This window comes from Herbaspirillum sp. LeCh32-8, from assembly GCF_017814915.1.
Lineage (GTDB): Bacteria > Pseudomonadota > Gammaproteobacteria > Burkholderiales > Burkholderiaceae_D > Herbaspirillum.
The window spans coordinates 105,774-122,341 of the sequence record NZ_JAGIPZ010000003.1 but is presented as its reverse complement, the minus strand read 5'-3'; the positions used below and the strand labels follow the sequence as shown (position 1 = coordinate 122,341).

General features: G+C 64.8%; 12 protein-coding genes. 9 read left to right on the top strand and 3 right to left on the bottom strand.

The window, feature by feature from the left end; translation table 11 throughout:
* Positions 1-16 precede the first annotated feature (16 nt).
* The 3 genes from J8I26_RS08255 to J8I26_RS08245 all read left to right on the top strand — a co-directional run bounded on the left by J8I26_RS08255 (position 17) and on the right by J8I26_RS08245 (position 4,817).
* Positions 17-3,220: a CusA/CzcA family heavy metal efflux RND transporter gene (locus J8I26_RS08255; RefSeq protein WP_209606014.1), complete on the top strand. Its 3,204-nt coding sequence runs from the start codon at positions 17-19 to the stop codon at positions 3,218-3,220.
* A 122-nt stretch (positions 3,221-3,342) separates the two neighbouring features.
* Positions 3,343-3,867: a hypothetical protein gene (locus J8I26_RS08250; RefSeq protein WP_209606013.1), complete on the top strand. Its 525-nt coding sequence runs from the start codon at positions 3,343-3,345 to the stop codon at positions 3,865-3,867.
* A gap of 272 nt (positions 3,868-4,139) precedes the next feature.
* The gene (locus J8I26_RS08245; protein WP_209606012.1) at positions 4,140-4,817 is read left to right on the top strand and encodes a hypothetical protein; all 678 of its coding nucleotides are present in this window, start codon (positions 4,140-4,142) and stop codon (positions 4,815-4,817) included.
* A gap of 51 nt (positions 4,818-4,868) precedes the next feature.
* Here the strand turns inward: J8I26_RS08245 and J8I26_RS08240 are convergent, their stop codons facing one another.
* Positions 4,869-6,338: a sensor histidine kinase gene (locus J8I26_RS08240; protein ID WP_209606011.1), complete on the bottom strand. Its 1,470-nt coding sequence runs from the start codon at positions 6,336-6,338 to the stop codon at positions 4,869-4,871.
* The gene (locus tag J8I26_RS08235; protein ID WP_209606009.1) at positions 6,335-7,012 is read right to left on the bottom strand and encodes a response regulator; all 678 of its coding nucleotides are present in this window, start codon (positions 7,010-7,012) and stop codon (positions 6,335-6,337) included. Before J8I26_RS08235 ends, J8I26_RS08240 begins: the two co-directional genes overlap by 4 nt.
* A gap of 292 nt (positions 7,013-7,304) precedes the next feature.
* On the opposite strand from J8I26_RS08235, the gene J8I26_RS08230 reads away from it, so the two are divergent.
* The 5 genes from J8I26_RS08230 (at position 7,305) to J8I26_RS08210 (ending at position 13,857) form a co-directional block, all read left to right on the top strand.
* The gene (locus J8I26_RS08230) at positions 7,305-8,267 is read left to right on the top strand and encodes a tripartite tricarboxylate transporter substrate-binding protein (RefSeq protein ID WP_209606007.1); all 963 of its coding nucleotides are present in this window, start codon (positions 7,305-7,307) and stop codon (positions 8,265-8,267) included.
* A 98-nt stretch (positions 8,268-8,365) separates the two neighbouring features.
* Complete coding sequence (locus J8I26_RS08225) at positions 8,366-9,472, top strand: ABC transporter substrate-binding protein (RefSeq protein ID WP_209606005.1); 1,107 nt, start codon at positions 8,366-8,368, stop codon at positions 9,470-9,472.
* Between the two features lie 148 nt (positions 9,473-9,620).
* Positions 9,621-11,432, top strand: coding sequence for an iron ABC transporter permease (locus J8I26_RS08220; RefSeq protein WP_209606003.1), 1,812 nt, complete (start codon positions 9,621-9,623; stop codon positions 11,430-11,432).
* 132 nt (positions 11,433-11,564) lie between these two features.
* Positions 11,565-12,653, top strand: coding sequence for an ABC transporter ATP-binding protein (locus tag J8I26_RS08215; protein WP_209606001.1), 1,089 nt, complete (start codon positions 11,565-11,567; stop codon positions 12,651-12,653).
* Between the two features lie 133 nt (positions 12,654-12,786).
* Positions 12,787-13,857, top strand: a complete 1,071-nt coding sequence (locus tag J8I26_RS08210; RefSeq protein WP_209605999.1) for a porin — start codon at positions 12,787-12,789, stop codon at positions 13,855-13,857.
* A gap of 147 nt (positions 13,858-14,004) precedes the next feature.
* Here J8I26_RS08210 and J8I26_RS08205 read toward each other — a convergent pair whose 3' ends face one another.
* Positions 14,005-15,375, bottom strand: a complete 1,371-nt coding sequence (locus J8I26_RS08205; protein ID WP_209605997.1) for an MFS transporter — start codon at positions 15,373-15,375, stop codon at positions 14,005-14,007.
* A gap of 85 nt (positions 15,376-15,460) precedes the next feature.
* Here J8I26_RS08205 and J8I26_RS08200 point away from each other — a divergent pair, with 85 nt between their 5' ends.
* Entirely contained in the window at positions 15,461-16,567 is a 1,107-nt protein-coding gene (locus J8I26_RS08200) for an ABC transporter substrate-binding protein (protein WP_209605995.1), read from the top strand.
* Position 16,568 lies beyond the last annotated feature (1 nt).

Here is a 16,568-nt window from a genome sequence, read left to right as displayed (position 1 = left end):
GAGAAAGACGACAATCATGTTTGAACGAATCATTCGCTTTGCCATCGAGCATCGATGGCTGGTGCTGCTCGCGGTGCTGGGGATGGGCGCCTATGGCGTTTATAGCTATCAAAAGCTGCCCATCGATGCATCCCCCGACATTACCAATGTCCAGGTGCAGATCAATACGGCCGCGCCGGGCTATTCGCCGTTGGAGACGGAGCAGCGGATCAGTTATCCGATCGAGACGCTGATGTCCGGCTTGCCGGGGCTGGAGCAGGTCAGGTCTCTTTCGCGCTACGGTCTCTCGCAAGTGACCGTCGTATTCAAGGATGGCACGGACATTTATTTTGCCCGCCAACTTGTCAATGAGCGCATTCAGCAGGCGCGAAGCCAGCTGCCGGCCGGCATCGATCCCGGGATGGGACCGATTTCAACAGGCCTGGGGGAGATCTATCTGTGGACCGTCGAAGCGAAAGAGGATGCCCGCAAGGACGACGGCACGCCTTATACGCCTACCGACCTGCGCGAGATACAGGATTGGGTGATCAAGCCCCAGCTGCGTTTGGTGCCGGGCGTCACCGAGATCAACACCATCGGCGGCTTCGCCAAGCAATATCTGGTGGCGCCCTCGGCGGAGAAGCTGGCGTCTTACGGCATGACGATGGATACCGTCGTCAAGGCATTGGAGAAGAACAACGGTAATGTCGGCGCCGGCTATATCGAGCGCCGCGGCGAGCAATACCTGATCCGTGCGCCGGGACAGGTGGCGTCCGTCGATGACATTGGCAACATCGTGCTGGCCAACGTCAAGGGCGTTCCCATTCGCGTGCGCGATGTGGCCGACGTCGATATCGGCCGCGAACTGCGTACGGGCGCAGCGACCGAGAACGGCCGCGAGGTGGTCCTGGGCACCGTCTTCATGCTCATCGGCGAGAACAGCCGCAAGGTGTCGCTGGCGGTCGACAAGAAGATGCAGGAGATCAATCGCACCCTGCCCAAGGGCGTTGAAGCCGTGACGGTGTACGACCGCACCGTGCTGGTGGACAAGGCGATCGCCACGGTGAAAAAGAACCTGGTCGAAGGCGCATTGCTCGTGGTGGCCGTGTTGTTTGTCTTCCTGGGCAACATCCGCGCGGCCATCATCACGGCAACCGTGATTCCGCTGGCCATGCTCTTCACGTTCACGGGCATGGTATCCAACAAGGTGAGTGCAAACCTGTTGAGCCTGGGCGCGCTCGACTTCGGCATCATCATCGACGGCGCCGTGGTGATCGTGGAGAACTGCGTGCGCAGGTTGGCGCACGCCCAGCAGCATCATGGCCGTACGCTCACGCGCAGCGAGCGCTTCCACGAGGTGTTTGCCGCCGCCAAGGAGGCGCGGCGTCCGCTGATCTTTGGCCAGCTGATCATCATGATCGTGTATCTGCCGATGTTCGCCCTGACGGGCGTCGAGGGCAAGATGTTCACGCCGATGGCATTCACCGTCGTCACGGCCCTGATCGGCGCCATGATCCTGTCGGTGACCTTCATTCCGGCAGCCATCGCCCTGTTCATCGGCGAGAAGGTGGCCGAGAAGGAGAACTTCATGATGACGTGGGCCAAGCGTCTTTATGCGCCGATGCTGACGTCCATCATGGAGAACAAGGCGGTCGTTCTGAGCTTTGCCGGCGCGCTGATCGTCGTGTGCGGCGTGGTGGCCACTCGCCTCGGAACGGAGTTCGTGCCGAGCCTGAATGAAGGCGACATGGCGATTCAGGCGCTGCGCATTCCCGGCACCAGCCTGACCCAGTCCCTGGACATGCAAAAGCAGATCGAAAGGACGCTGAAGAAAAAATTCCCCGAAATCGAGCGCGTGTTTGCCCGGACCGGCACGGCGGAAGTGGCGTCCGACCCCATGCCGCCAAACATCTCGGATGGCTACATCATGTTGAAGCCCGAAGGGCAGTGGCCTGAGCCCAAGAAGACGCATGATCAGTTGCGGGCAGCCATTCAGGAAGAAGTTGCGAAGATCCCGGGCAATAGCTACGAATTCTCGCAGCCGATCCAGCTGCGCTTCAACGAGTTGATCTCGGGCGTGCGAAGCGACGTGGCCGTGAAGGTATTCGGCGACGACATGAACGTGCTCAATGACACCGCCGGCAAGATCTCGGCCGTGCTGGAGAAAATTCCGGGCGCCGCCGAAGTGAAGATCGAGCAGACCACGGGCCTGCCGATGCTGACCGTGGACATCGACCGCCAGAAGATCGCGCGCTACGGCCTGAACGTATCGGACATCCAGGACACCATCGCCACCGCCATCGGCGGCAAGGAAGCCGGCACGATGTTCCAGGGCGACCGCCGCTTCGGCATCGTGGTGCGCCTGCCGGACAATGCCCGGACCGATCTGGAGGCGATCGGCCGCTTGCCGATCGCACTGCCTTTGCAGGATGGCGCCACCCGTACGAGTTATGTACCGCTGGGAGAGGTCGCTGCGTTGAGCATCGCCCCGGGGCCGAACCAGATCAGCCGGGAAGACGGCAAGCGCCGCATCGTGGTCAGCGCCAATGTTCGTGGTCGGGATCTGGGTGGCTTCGTGGCGGACGCCGAGCGTCAACTGCAGTCCGAGGTCAGGATTCCTGCCGGCTATTGGACCACCTGGGGCGGGCAGTTCGAAAACCTGCAATCGGCAACGCAACGTCTGCAGATTGTGATTCCGGTCGCCTTATTGATGGTCTTCGTGTTGCTGTTTGCCATGTTCAGCAACGTCAAGGACGGCATGCTGGTGTTCACCGGCATCCCGTTCGCGCTGACCGGCGGCATTCTTGCGCTGGCCATGCGCGGCATTCCCATGTCGATCTCGGCGGCGGTGGGTTTCATCGCCTTGTCAGGCGTCGCGGTGCTGAACGGCCTGGTGATGATCTCCTTCATCCGCAGCCTGCGAGAGGAGGGGCGCTCGCTGGATGTTGCGATTCACGACGGTGCGATGACGCGCCTGCGCCCGGTGTTGATGACGGCCCTGGTCGCTTCCCTGGGCTTTGTCCCGATGGCGCTGGCCACCGGAACCGGCGCGGAAGTGCAGCGACCGCTGGCAACCGTGGTGATCGGCGGCATTCTGTCCTCGACCGCGCTCACCTTGCTCGTGTTGCCCTTGCTCTACAAGTTGGCGCATGAGGCAGACGAAGAAGACTCGTCGGCGGGCAAGACGCGGCGTCGCCCCTTCTGGAAGTTCTGGGTCGGGCGCTCATCCGCTGCCAACTGAGAGGCCGATATGGGATGAGGCGTTGCGTCGCGAGGGGGCAGTGACAGGACGCAGAAGATCGCGCCGGCCCCTGGTGGCGCGCGCCGACGCGCATGGTTTTTCTTCCACAGGAAAGGAGGCTCATGATGAGCACACACAATCAACGCCGGATCAGACTGCCGTTGGCGGCAGCATCGATCGTCCTGCTGTCCGCCTGCGCGAGCCCGGCGCCCGATGGCGTTCCCTGCACGATATTGCAACAACATGGCGTGTGCGTCGCGGTGCCTGTGCATGACGACGCGCACGAGGACGAGGCCAAGGCATTGGCGCCGGCGCCTGAGGGGACGGGCTACCTGTACATCACGCGACCGTATGCGCAGCAACGCAGTACCAAGGCGCAGGTATTCGTGGACGGCGTGTTGCTGGCGGAGCTGGGACCGAAGACCTTCGCGCGTATCAAGCTGCGGCCTGGGGCGCATACGGTCAAGCTGACGGCGGATAAGATTGACGCGGTATCGATCTCGGTCGACCTGCAAAGCGCGGTCTTTCTGGAGTACCAGATCGCGGAGCATGTCTTCTCGACCGTAGCGGGAATCAAAGCGGTCGGCCGGCAACGGGCGAAAGAAACCATCCAGCCGCTGGATCTGGTGGTGGAGAAGGTCGAGTAGTCGATCTCGACGTTCAGTCGGGGCGCCAATTGGCGCCCCATTTTTTATGGACAGGCGGTTCGCCTGAAGTAGCGCAAATTTCCGAAGGGAAATTTTAGTTTCCGTGTTGCATCGGAATTGGTCTTGTCGGCACTGCAACAAGCCGGAAGAACCGCCGAAAAAGCCTTCTGTTCGCCCAAACAAGCGAGACGATACGGTTCACAATGAGCGTCTCCATCGGTATCTCCCCGCATGGTCGATACCGGGCTCCACGCCACTTCGGGAACAACAAGATGATCAGTGCAATCACCCAGACCGGATCAGCCTCCACCGCCGCCGGCAATGCGACCGGCAGCGCCGGCGGTACGCTGTCGGTGTTCCAGCAGATCCTGCAGACCGCCGCGCAGAGCACGCAAGCCGCCTCCGCCTCGCGCGACACGCTGGCCGCCGACCTCAACGCCGCGTTGCAGGCAGCCGGCATCTCGGCGCCGCCGGCCTTGCGCATCGTGGCCGGTCCTAACGGCCCGCAACTGGCGGACGACACGCGCAATGCGCAGTTCCAGTCGGCGCTGGCAGCCAATCCGGCGTTGTCGGCGCGTCTTTCGGCCCGCCTGTCGGCCGCCGAGATCGAGCGCAAGGCGGCGCTGGGCAACGCGCTCACGCAGTTCGCCGGCGATCACCCGACCAATGCCATGGCCGACTTCCTGCTGCGCTTTGCGCAACAGAACAAGCCGCAAGCCTACAGCCTCTCCTTCAACGGCACTGCGATGGAGGTGCAGGAGCTGGGGGAGCAGGGCTGGACGCCGGTCAAAAACGGCGATGACATCAACAAGGACCTGCTGGCCGCCTATACTGGCTACATGGTGACCCATGCGGTGAGCGTCGAGAAGCGCCGCGACGGCGACGACGACCCGGCCGTCGATTTCAAGGTGAAGCTGGCGCGCGTGCTGGACGGCCTGCAGGGCGCCTGACGTTCTTCCCGGCGTCTTTCCCCGCATCTTTTCCCGCTGCTTTCATCGTCCTCACAGCAGCACTTCAATCACCCCCGGAAACGCCACCCGCACCACCAGCCCGCCGCCATGGCGCGGCTGGTCGAGTGCGATCGACGCATGGTGCAGGGCGGCGATCTCGCGCACGATGGACAGCCCCAGTCCGGTGCCGGACGGGTTGATGTGCTGCGTGGCGCCGGCCCGGTAGAAGGGTTCGAACACGCGCTCGCGATCGGCCTGGGCGATGCCCGGGCCGCTGTCTTCCACTTCCAGCAGCGCCCCTGTCGCCTGGCCCGGTTCGCTTGCGGTCAGCACGCGCAGCGTGATGCGCCCGCCGGCGGGCGTGTAGCGGATCGCGTTGTCCAGCAGGTTGATCATCAGCTCATGCAGCAGCAGCGCGTTGCCGTTGATGCGGATCTGCGTCTCGCCTTCGAAGGCCAGTTCGATGTTGCGCGCCACTGCTTGCTGCGACAGCTCCAGCGCCACCTGGCGCACCGCCTCGGTGAGCGAGACCGGCGCCGTACCGCCTTCGGCCGCGCCATGCTCGGCGCGCGCCAGCGTGAGCAGGCGGTTGGCCAGGTGCACGGTGGCGTCGGTCGTGCGCGCCATGCCTTCCACCAGGTCTGTCATCTGCGCCGCATCGTGGGGCTCGCGGCGCAGCTCGCGCAGGCTCAGTTCTGCCTGGGTCTTCAATACCGTCAGCGGCGTGCGCAGCTGATGCGAGGCATCGGCGATGAAGCGGCGCTGGCCGCTGATCAAGGCCTGCAGTCGCTCCATGTAGCCGTTCATGGCCAGCACCAGCGGCCGCATTTCCTTGTGCACCAGCGCCGGGTCGAAGCCGGAGAGATCAGTCGGCGCGCGCGACTCCACCTGTTCGCGCAGCTGCATCACCGGGCGCAGCACGAAGCGCACCGCGAACCACACCAGCAAGGCAGCCACCGAGACCAGCGTGCCCTGGCGCCACAGCGTATCGAACAAAATCTTGCGCGTCATGCCGTTGCGCGCATCCATGGTCTCGCCGACCTGGATCAGCGCGATGCCGCGCATGCTGTCGTCATACACCGGCTGCAGCAGCGCGGCAATGCGGATCGGTTGGTGGTGATAGTCGGCCTGGTAGAACCGCACCAGCGCCGGGTAGGCTTCCGAACGCTTCACGTCGGGCGGCACCGGCGGCAGGTCGCCGTAGCCGGACACCAGCTCGCCGTTGGGGCCGGTGACCTTGTAGTAGATGCGGCCCAGCGTGTCGGTCTCGAAGCTGTCCAGCGCCACGTAAGGCACGTCGGCGATGACATGACCGTCCACCACCGAGACCCGCTCGGCCAGCGCGCGGGTCGATGCCAGGAGCGAGCGGTCGTAGGCCAGGTCGGCCACTTCCAGCGCGTTGTAGTAGACCGAGACCGCATCCACCGCCACCAGCAGGGTCAGGGGAATCAGCAGCCAGCGCACCAGTTGGCCGCGCAGGCTGCCCAGCTTGCCCGATCCCCGCACGGCGGCTTGCGTCATCCGGCCGCCTGCAGCAGATAGCCCAGCCCGCGCAGCGTGGTGATGGACACGCGCCCGGGGCCGGCGTGCTCCAGCTTCTTGCGCAGGCGATGGATGTAGATTTCGATGGCGTCGACGCTGGCGTTGTCGTCCAGCGAAAACACTTGCTGGAACAATTTCTCCTTCGGCACCGTGTGGCCATGGCGGCTGAGCAGGACTTCCAGCACCGCGTGCTCGCGCGGCGTCAGCGCCAGCAGTTCGCCGCCATAGCTGAAGGTGCGCGAGACGGTGTCGAAGCTGAGCGCGCCGCACACGATGGTGACCGCTTCATTGCTTTGCGTACGGCGCAGCAGCGCCTTCACGCGCGCCTCCAGCTCCGCCAGCTCGAAGGGTTTGGCGAGGTAATCGTCGGCGCCCAGGTTCAGGCCCGTGACGCGGTCGGCCAGTCCGCCGCGCGCGGTCAGGATCAGCACCGGCGTGCGGCTGCCGCGTGCGCGCATGCGTTTCAGCACGTCCAGCCCGTCCATCTTCGGCAGCGTCAGGTCGAGGATGATGAGGGCGTAGTCCTGCGTGAGCAGCAGGCTGTCTGCGTCGGCGCCGTTGGTCGCGCATTCCACGGTGAGATGGGCGTCCTGCAGGGCTTTGGCCAGCCAGCGGGAAAGTTCGAGGTGGTCTTCCACCAGCAAGATGCGCATGATGCTGCCTTGTTCGAATGATGTTGATGCTGCGCCGGCGCCTGTTCTTGGGCATGTCCGGCTTGTCTCCAGCGCGGATGCTAACAGAAGGGCGGCGCCGATTGAAATGCATGGATGGCAATTGCGGAAACTGCGTAGCCGGATTTTTTGACGATGACAGCTTCACTGAAAGCCGGCTGAAAGGCTTTTCTTGTAGCATTCGCCAACACCAAAAAAGAATACTCAGGAGACCGACCGTGACGCACTTCCTTTCTTTCCCGATTTCCCTGCGCGGCTGAACGCCGCCACCGCCATGACGGCTGAGCGCCTGCGCCGCCTGATTGCCGCATGCCTCCTGGCATGCGCGGCGCCGTGCGCGCTCGCGGTGGAGTGCATCGTGCCGGCCAAGCCCGGCGGCGGCATGGATGCCGCCTGCAAGATGCTGCGTCGGGCCCTGAAGGAAGAAGGCGTGCACGAGACTGTCAAGCTCAGTTATTTGCCCGGCGGCATCGGCGCAGTGGCGTGGAGTTCGGTGGTGTCGCAGCGGCGCGGCGGGCCCGATACGCTGGTGACGTTTTCCGGCGGCTCGCTGCTGAACCTGGCGCAGGGCAAGTACGGCAAGGCGGCGGTGGGCGATGTACGCTGGGTGGCCGGCGTGGGCATCGACTACGGCATGGTGGCGGTGCGCGCCGATGCGCCGTGGCGCAACCTGCGCGAGCTGTTGCAGGCGATTCGCAAGGATCCGGCCAGAACCACGGTCGGGCTGTCCGGCACCGTGGGCAGTCAGGACTGGCTGAAGATCGCCATGCTGGCCGGACGGGCCGGCATCGAGCCGCGGCAATTCCGTTTCGTGGCGCTGGAAGGTGGCGGAGACTCCTTCGCAGCATTGCAGGCCGGGCATGTACAGGTGATCTCGGGCGACGCCTCGGAAGCGGCGCACTTCATCGCCGAAGGCCGCGTGAGGATACTGGCGGTGCTGTCCGAGCAGCGCCTGCCGGGTTTGCTGCAGGCGGTGCCGACCGCGCGCGAGCAGGGCTATGACGTGGTGTGGCCCATCATCCGCGGCTTCTACATGAGCCCGCATGCGCCGGAGGCGGACTACCGCCGCTGGGTGGATGTGTTCGACAAGGCGATGGCCGATCCGGCCTTCGACCGGCAACGCAGCGCCAGCGGTCTGTATCCCTTTGCCATGACCGGCAAGGCGCTGACCGAGTACATCGCGCAGACCGTTGCGCGATACCGCAAGCAGTCCGAGGAGCTCGGGCTGGTGCGCTAGCACAGTCGAATCGGAAGATTCGAACGAAGAAGATTCAACGACGCAGAGATTCGCTTCAAGAGGCCCAGACCAGGCTTCCCACAACTCAAGGAGAACCCATGCTGCACAAACGTCGCCTGAGCATTGCGCTCGGCCTGGCCCTCGCTTTGCCTGTCGCTTTCAGCGGCGCTGCCCATGCACAGACGCCGGCCGGCTATCCGGCCGACTACGCCAAGATCGTCGACGGCGCCAAGAAGGAAGGCAAGGTCGTGATCTACAGCACCACCGACTCCAAGGCAGCCGAGTCGCTGATCAAGGATTTCAGCGCGCTCTATCCGGGCGTGAAGGTCGAGTACAACGACATGAATTCCACCGAAGCCTACAACCGCTTCATCTCCGAAGCGGCCGCCGGCGGCGCCACAGCCGACGTGATGTGGTCGTCCTCGATGGACCTGCAGGTCAAGCTGGCGTCGGAAGGCTACGGCCTGCCCTACAAGTCGCCCGAAGCCGCCGCCGTGCCGGGCTGGGCCAACTGGAAGGACACCGCCTACGGCACCACCTTCGAGCCGGCCGCGATCGTCTACAACAAGCGCCTGGTGCCCGAAGGCGACGTGCCGACCACCCACGCCGAGTTCACCCGGCTGCTCACCACCAAGCTGGACAAGTACAAGAACAAGGTCACCACCTACGACATCGAAAAGTCCGGCGTCGGCTTCTCGCTGATGACCTACGACCTGAAGCTGAACCCGCAATTCTGGGACTTCGCCAAAGCCATGGGTGGCGTCTCGGCGCGCGTGCAGTCCTCCACCGGCACCATGCTGGAGCGCATCTCTTCGGGCGAGAACCTGATCGGCTACAACATCCTCGGCCCCTATGCGCTGGTGCGCGCCAAGAAGGATCCGTCGATCGGCGTGGCCTTCACGAAGGACTACAACCTGGTGCTCTCGCGCGTGATCTTCGTCAACAAGTCGGCCAAGAACGTCAATGCCGGCAAGCTGTGGCTGGACTACATCCTGTCCAAGCGCGGCCAGACCATCATCGCCAATGATGCGCAACTGTTTGCCATCCGCGGCGACGTCACCGGCGCCACCACCTCGGCCGAGCTGACCAAGCAGCTGGGCGCGGCGCTGAAGCCGATGCCGGTGTCCACCGAATTGCTGGAATACCTGGACCAGAAGAAGCGCCTGGACTTCCTGAAGCAATGGAAGGACGCCGCCAAGAAGTAAGGCGGCAGCTTGCCGCGAAGCGTCTTTCGCGGCGATTTTCAACCAAGGGAAATGCGGGGAGCGCGACCAGCCGGTCGCCGCTCCATCGCCGCTGCTTTGCCTGAAATCCGGCAGGCACGGCGCAATTCCCGGTATCACGAGCCGAATCATGCAAACATCCACATCGCTGCCGCGCAGCACGGAAGCACCGGCCGGCCGGCGCCTGCGACTGAACTGGCCGCGCGGCCTGGTCGTCACGCTGGCGACGCTGGCCATCTTCGTGCCGCTGCTGCTGATCTTCTACCAGAGCTTCCTGTCGGCGCCGTTCTTCGCGCCGGTCAAGGAGCTGACGCTGGACTCCTACCGCTTCATCTTCGAGGATCCGGATTTCCGCCAGGCCTTCATCAACGGCTTCACGCTGGCCGCCGGCCTGACCGTGATCGCGGTGCCGCTGGGCGGCATGCTGGCCTTCCTGATGGTGCGCACCGACCTGCCGGGGCGCAGCTGGATCGCGCCGGCGCTGATGGTGCCGATCTTCGTCTCGCCGATGGTGATCGGCTTCGGCTACGTGGTCTCGATGGGGCCGGTGGGCTTCTACACCGTGTGGGTCAAGAACCTGCTGGCGCTGGTCGGCTTCGAGGGCGATCCGTGGAACGTCTACGCCTTCCCCAGCATCGTCATCATCGCCGGCCTGACGCACGTGCCGCACGTCTACCTGTACGCCTCGGCCGCACTGAAGAGCCTGGGCTCGGACGTCGAGGAAGCCGCCCGCGTGGCCGGCGCTTCGCCGCTGCAGGTGGCGTTGAACGTGTCGCTGCCGATGATCATGCCGGCGCTGGCCTACTCCGGCGTGCTGGTGTTCTTCCTCGGCTTTGAAGTGTTCGGCCTGGTGCTGGTGCTGGGCGATCCGGAAGGCCACCTGGTGCTGCCGACCTATCTCTACAAGCTCACCAACAAGCTGGGCACGCCGTCCTATCACCTGATGGCTGCGGTTGCCGTGTGTCTGGTGGGCGTGACCATGCCGCTGGTAATGCTGCAGCGCTGGCTGCTGCGCTCGGCCAACAAGTACGTCGCCATCAAGGGCAAGGGCGCGCGCCAGAAGGCGCTGCCGCTGGGCAAGTGGCGCTGGGTGGCGTTTGCGCTGATCGCCGTCTGGCTGGTCTTTACCGTGATCATCCCGCTCTCGGGCATCGCGCTGCGCACCTTCGTCTCGCACTGGGGCGACGGCGTGAACCTGCTGGAGGTGCTGACGCTGCAGAACTTCCGCGACGTCTGGGACCAGCCATCGCTGGTGCGCGGCATCGTCAACACGGTGCTGATCGGCGTGATCGGCGGCGCGCTGGCCGTGGCCTGCTACACCGCCATCGCGCTGGCCATGCACCGCAAGCAGGACGGCATCACCCGCTTCCTCGACTACAGCGTGCTGGTACCGCGCGCGGTGCCGGGCCTGCTGGCCGGCCTGTCCTTCCTGTGGGTATTCCTGTTCGTGCCGTCGCTGCTGGATTCGGCGCTGAAGGGCTTCGATAACCCGGTGGCGCTGTGGCTCTCCGAGAGCTTCATCCCGACGCTGCGTTCACTGCGCTCGACCATCTTCTCGGTCTGGCTGGCGTACTCGGTGGTGTGGCTGGCGTACGGCCTTCGCCTGATCAATACCGCGCTGCTGCAGGTCGGTCCGGAGCTGGAAGAAGCCGCCCGCGCCGTCGGCGCCCCGCGCTCCCGCGTCACGCGCGACGTCACCATCCCGCTGGTGCGCTACGGCCTGATCGGCGCTTGGCTGATGGTGTTCCTGATCTTCGAGCGCGAGTACTCCACCGGCGTCTATCTGCTCTCGCCGGGCACCGAGGTGATCGGCTCGATGATCGTCTCGATGTGGGCCGCCGGCGCGGTCGAGCTGGTGGCGGCGCTGTCCTTCATCAACATCACGCTGGTGGCCGTGGGCCTGGGCATTGCCTTGCGCTTCGGCGTCAAGTTGCACGATTAAGAGTCGCTTACAAAACGCCGTCGGCGGCGTTGCGCCTCCTTGTTGTTATCAGCTGTGTACCACCGTATTGCCCGCGTCGGCGTGCCTTGCCGCCGACGCTTTGTAAGCGACTCTTGAACAATAGGAATCATCATGACCGAACTTTCCGTCAACGATCTGCACCTGGACTACGGTACCGGCGCGCATGCCAATCCCATCCTGAAGGGTGTTTCGATGCAGCTGCAGCGCGGCGAAGTGGTGGCGCTGCTAGGCCCCTCGGGCAGCGGCAAGACCACGCTCTTGCGCGCGGTGGCCGGGCTGGAGTCGCCCAAGGCCGGCACCATCGACATCGGCACGCGCCGCGTGTTCGAAGGCGTACGCAATTTCGAGATGCCGGCCGAGGAGCGCAACCTGGGCCTGGTCTTCCAGTCCTATGCGCTGTGGCCGCACAAGACCGTGTCCGACAACGTCGCCTACGGGCTGAAGCTGCGCAAGGTGTCTTCCTCCGACATCGCCGCGCGCGTCAAGGCGGTGCTGGCGCAGCTGGGCCTGGGCCACTTGGGCGAGCGCTACCCGCACCAGCTCTCCGGCGGCCAGCAGCAGCGCGTGGCGATCGCCCGCGCGCTGGTCTACAACCCGCAGGTGATCCTGCTCGACGAGCCGCTCTCCAACCTCGACGCCAAGCTGCGCGAAGAAGCCCGCGCTTTCCTGCGCGAGCTGATCGTGCGCCTGGGCCTGTCGGCGCTGATGGTTACGCACGACCAGGGCGAGGCGATGGCGATCTCGGACCGCATCCTGCTGCTGAACAACGGCCGCATCGAACAGCAGGGCACGCCGCAGAGCATGTACCAGACCCCCGACACCCTGTTCACCGCCGAATTCATGGGCAGCAACAACAAGCTGGCCGCGCAGGTCGTCCGGCGCGAGGGCGAGCGCGTCACGCTCAAGCTTGACGGCGGCACCGCGGTGGCCACGCTGCGCGGCAAGAGCGAGGTGCAGCCGGGCCAGGACGTGACCGGCATCATCCGCGTCGAGCAGGTGCGCATCTCCGGCCAGCCGGCCGACAACGCCATCCGCCTGCCGCTTTCCACCTGCATGTATCTCGGCGACCGCTGGGAGTGCCTGTTCAAGGCCGGCAGCGGTCCGGCCGGCGCGGTCGGTTTGCGCGCCTATGCGCCGCAACACCTGGAACAGGGCGAGTACTGGCTTTCCCTGCCCGAGCAGGCGCTCTGGGCTTTCTGACCTGTCCGCCTGCGGATCGGGGAAGGGGAGGCGCGGGGCCACCAGCCGCGCGCCTGCCGCAACGGATCGCGACAGGGTCCGCCACAACAACGACAGACAAATACAACATCGCTTTCAACCAAGGAGATCACAAGTGCAAAAGAAACATCTGGCCGCCGCTGCAGCGCTGGCCGCATTGAGCGCCGCCGGCACGGCGCAGGCGCAGAGCAGCGTCACCATCTACGGCCTGATCGATTCGGGCGTGGAGTTCGTCAACCACGCCGGCGCCAACGGCGGCAGCGTCACCCGCCTGTCCTCGGGCACCATGAACACCTCGCGCATCGGCTTTCGCGGCAGCGAAGACCTGGGCGGCGGCCTGAAGGCGGTCTTCCAGCTGGAAAACGGCTTCAAGCTCGACAACGGCAACTTCGACGGCGACGCCAGCCAGCTGTTCAACCGCCAGGCCAACGTCGGCCTGGAAGGCGGTTTCGGTCGCGTGGTGGTGGGCCGCTCGTTCTCGACCACCTATGACTTCATCCTGCCCTTCGACCCCATGGGCTACTCGGCCAACTATTCGTGGGTGACCTCGGCCGGCGCCACCGGCGGCCGCAAGGACGGCATGCCCACCGGCGTGTCCAACCTGGTGAAGTATCAGGGCGAATTCGGCGGCGTGAAGATCGGCGCCATGTACGGCTTCGGCGAAGTGGCAGGCAGCGCCAGCGACAGCTCCAAGTACGGTGTGGGCCTGGGTTGGGGCACCGGTCCCTTCAGCATCGCCGGCACCTATGACCGCGTCAACGGCACGGCCGCGATCGTCGGCGCCGCCTACGACAAGACCACCACCGCCCACCTCGCCGCCGGCTACCAGCTGACCGATGCGTGGAAGTTCAACCTCGGCTATCGCTACTACAAGAAGTCGCTGGCCAGCGGCGCCACCGATCTGCGCAGCGATTTCTTCTGGGGCGGCGCGAGCTACAAGTTCACGCCGGCGATGACCGTGATCGGTACGGTCTACTACCAGAACATCAAGAACGTGGCCAACGACGCCGACCCGATCATGTACTCGCTGCGCCTGAAGTACGCCATGTCCAAGCGCACCGACCTGTACCTGAGCACCGCTTATGCCAAGGCCAAGAACGGCCAGCTGGTCGGCCTGTCGCGTGACGACGTCGCCTTCGGCAGTAGCCAGTTCGGCATGACGCTGGGCATGCAGCACCGCTTCTGAGCATGAGGCAGTACCCCGGGCGCGTGCCCGGGGCATGAATAGTCGTGAGGCGTGGGATTTGATGCCGACGCAAGGGAGCCCCTGTGTTTCCCTTGGCCGGCTTTTTTATTTGTCCGGCAGCAGATAGGCGCGCGGATTGTCTGTGCTTCAATGCCTCGCCGGCAGCGCCAGCCTGGAAAAGGCCCAGACGCTGCAGGCCGGCAGCAGCGCAGCCAGGCACCATTGCGCGGAAAACGCCGCGCCGCTTTCCCCTGCCGCCGGCAGGCGGGCAACCCAGTCGTGCGCCCACCCCAGCAGGATATTGCCGAACAGCGTCATCGCACCCCCGACCGACGCCAGTACGCCGTAATAGAGCGGCAAGGGCCGCTCGCCTGCGAAGCGAGGCAGCAGCGACATGGCGACGGGAACCGCGCACATTTGTCCCAGGCTCAGCAGGATCGTGAACAGGACCGCCGGCAGGACGGCCAGATCGGCAAAGCCGTGGGCGTCGCCAAGGCAAGGGCCGGCGGCCAGGCAGAGAAATGCTGACGACATCATTGCAAAACCGATCATCAGGGCAAAGCGCGGCTGCCATCGGGCACACAGCGCCGCGATCGGCAGCTGCAGCAAGATCACCAGTGCCGAGGCCAGCACAAACAACCAGGCAAGCCAGGCTTCGCCCGCCGCGATGCGCGCCAGTTCGGCAGGCAATGCGAGATACAGCTGGTTGTAGTTGAACAGGTAGCTGCCATAGGCCAGCGCGAAGGCCAGGAAGGCGCGGTCGCGCAGCACGTCTCGCCAGCCGTCGAGGACGCCGGCGCTAGGGCGCCTGTCATCCGCCGGCAGGCCGGCATACAGCACGGCCGTCGCTACCGCGAACATCCCCGCGCACAAGATCGCTGCCAGCGGGAAGCCGCCGCGCATCAACAGGCCGCCCAGCAACGGCCCCGCCACCGCACCTAATTCTCCCGCCACCGCGAAATGCGCAAAAATGCCGTGGCGCCGACGTCGCTCGACGGCGTGATCTTCGCGCTCGAGTTGCGCGGCGAGCGCTTCCAGGCAAGGTGAAAACGCGGCGCCGCCGAGACCGGTCAGGCAGGCGCTGATCACCATCTGCGCCGGCGTGCCGGCAACGGCCAGGCCCAGGTAACCGAGGACGCGTACCGCGCAGCCGGTGATCATCACGCGCCGGTATCCGAAACGCTGCGCCAGCAGGCCGCCGAGGAAGAACATGCCCTGCTGCGAGAAGCTGCGCATGCCCAGCGTCAGGCCGATGGCGGTGGCGCTCATCAGCAGGTGATCGCGCATGTGCGTTGCCAGGAAGGGGACGACGGCATAGAAGCCGAGATTGAACGTCATTTGGATGCCGAGGACGATGCGGCGTGACGGCAGGCGAGAGGAATGCATTTCGGCGGGAGCGCGGCGGGCGAGCAAGCGGTGATGAAGATGTTTCGAATTATCGCTGGCGCGGCGGTGAATCGATTCCCGCAAAATCTTGGCTTTTACGGAAAAAATGCAGGCGAAGTAAATAATTCCCATGTTTGTCTTTAGCATCCGCAGCAATCCCGAGGCGCCATGCCGCTGCATCCGGCGTCGGATCTGACCGAATGTCGAAGGACAAAAAATGACGCTGCGAAAACTTCCCCTCATTCTTTTTCTCTGGATCTTGTGCGCGTTCGCCGCGCATGCGCAAACCACCACACTGAGCGACGTCCGCGGCCGCCAGGTGCGGCTGGAACTGCCTGCCAAACGCGTCGCGCTCGGCTTCTATTTCGAAGACTACCTGGCGATTTCGGGCGAGCAGGGCTGGGGCAACGTGGTCGGCATTTCGCGCGATGCGTGGAAGGTCTGGCGGCCGGACAGCTGGCGCCTGTATGTCGCGCGCATGCCGGCGTTGGCGCGCCTGGCCGACTTCGGCGAGGTGGAGGCGATGAGCTTCTCGGTCGAAAAGCTCATCGAGCTCAAGCCCGACGTGCTGGTGCTGGCCGACTGGCAATTCCAGGGGCTGGGCAGCGAGGTCGAGCGCATCGGCGCGGCCGGCATTCCCATCGTCGTGGTCGACTACAACGCGCAGAAGCTGGAAAGTCATCTCGCCAGCACCACGCTATTGGGCGCGATCGCCGGAAAGCCGGAGCGCGCCCGCGCCATCAACAAGGACTATCGCGACGCCATCGCCCAGATCCGGCAACGCCTGGAACGTGCCGACCTGCCGCAGCCCAGGGTCTATGCAGAATTCGGCAACAAGGGGCCGGCGGAATACGGCTTCACCTACGGCAAAAACATGTGGGGCGCCATGATCGAGCAGGCCGGAGGCGTCAACATCGCCAAGCCTTTCGTCGAGTGGTGGGGACCGATCAATCCCGAGCAGATTCTCGCTGCGCGGCCCGATGTGGTGCTGATCTCCGGCACCGAGACCAGCAAGAACCCGTCCGCGATGCGTATGGGCCAGGGCGTGGCGCGCAAGGATGCCGCCGCCCGTCTGGCGGGATACGCCATGCGTGCGGGCTGGGACAGCCTGCCCGCCGTCAAGGGCAGGCGCATCTACGGCGTGTATCAGGGCGCGTCGCGTACCCAGGCCGACTATACGATGGTGCAATATCTGGCCAAGGTGCTCTATCCGGGCTTGTTCGACGACATCGACCCTGAGCGCAACTATCTGGAGTTCTATCGGAAATACCTGCCGGTGGTGCCGCAGGGGACGTTCATGACGGATCTGGCGGCGCTGCGCTGAG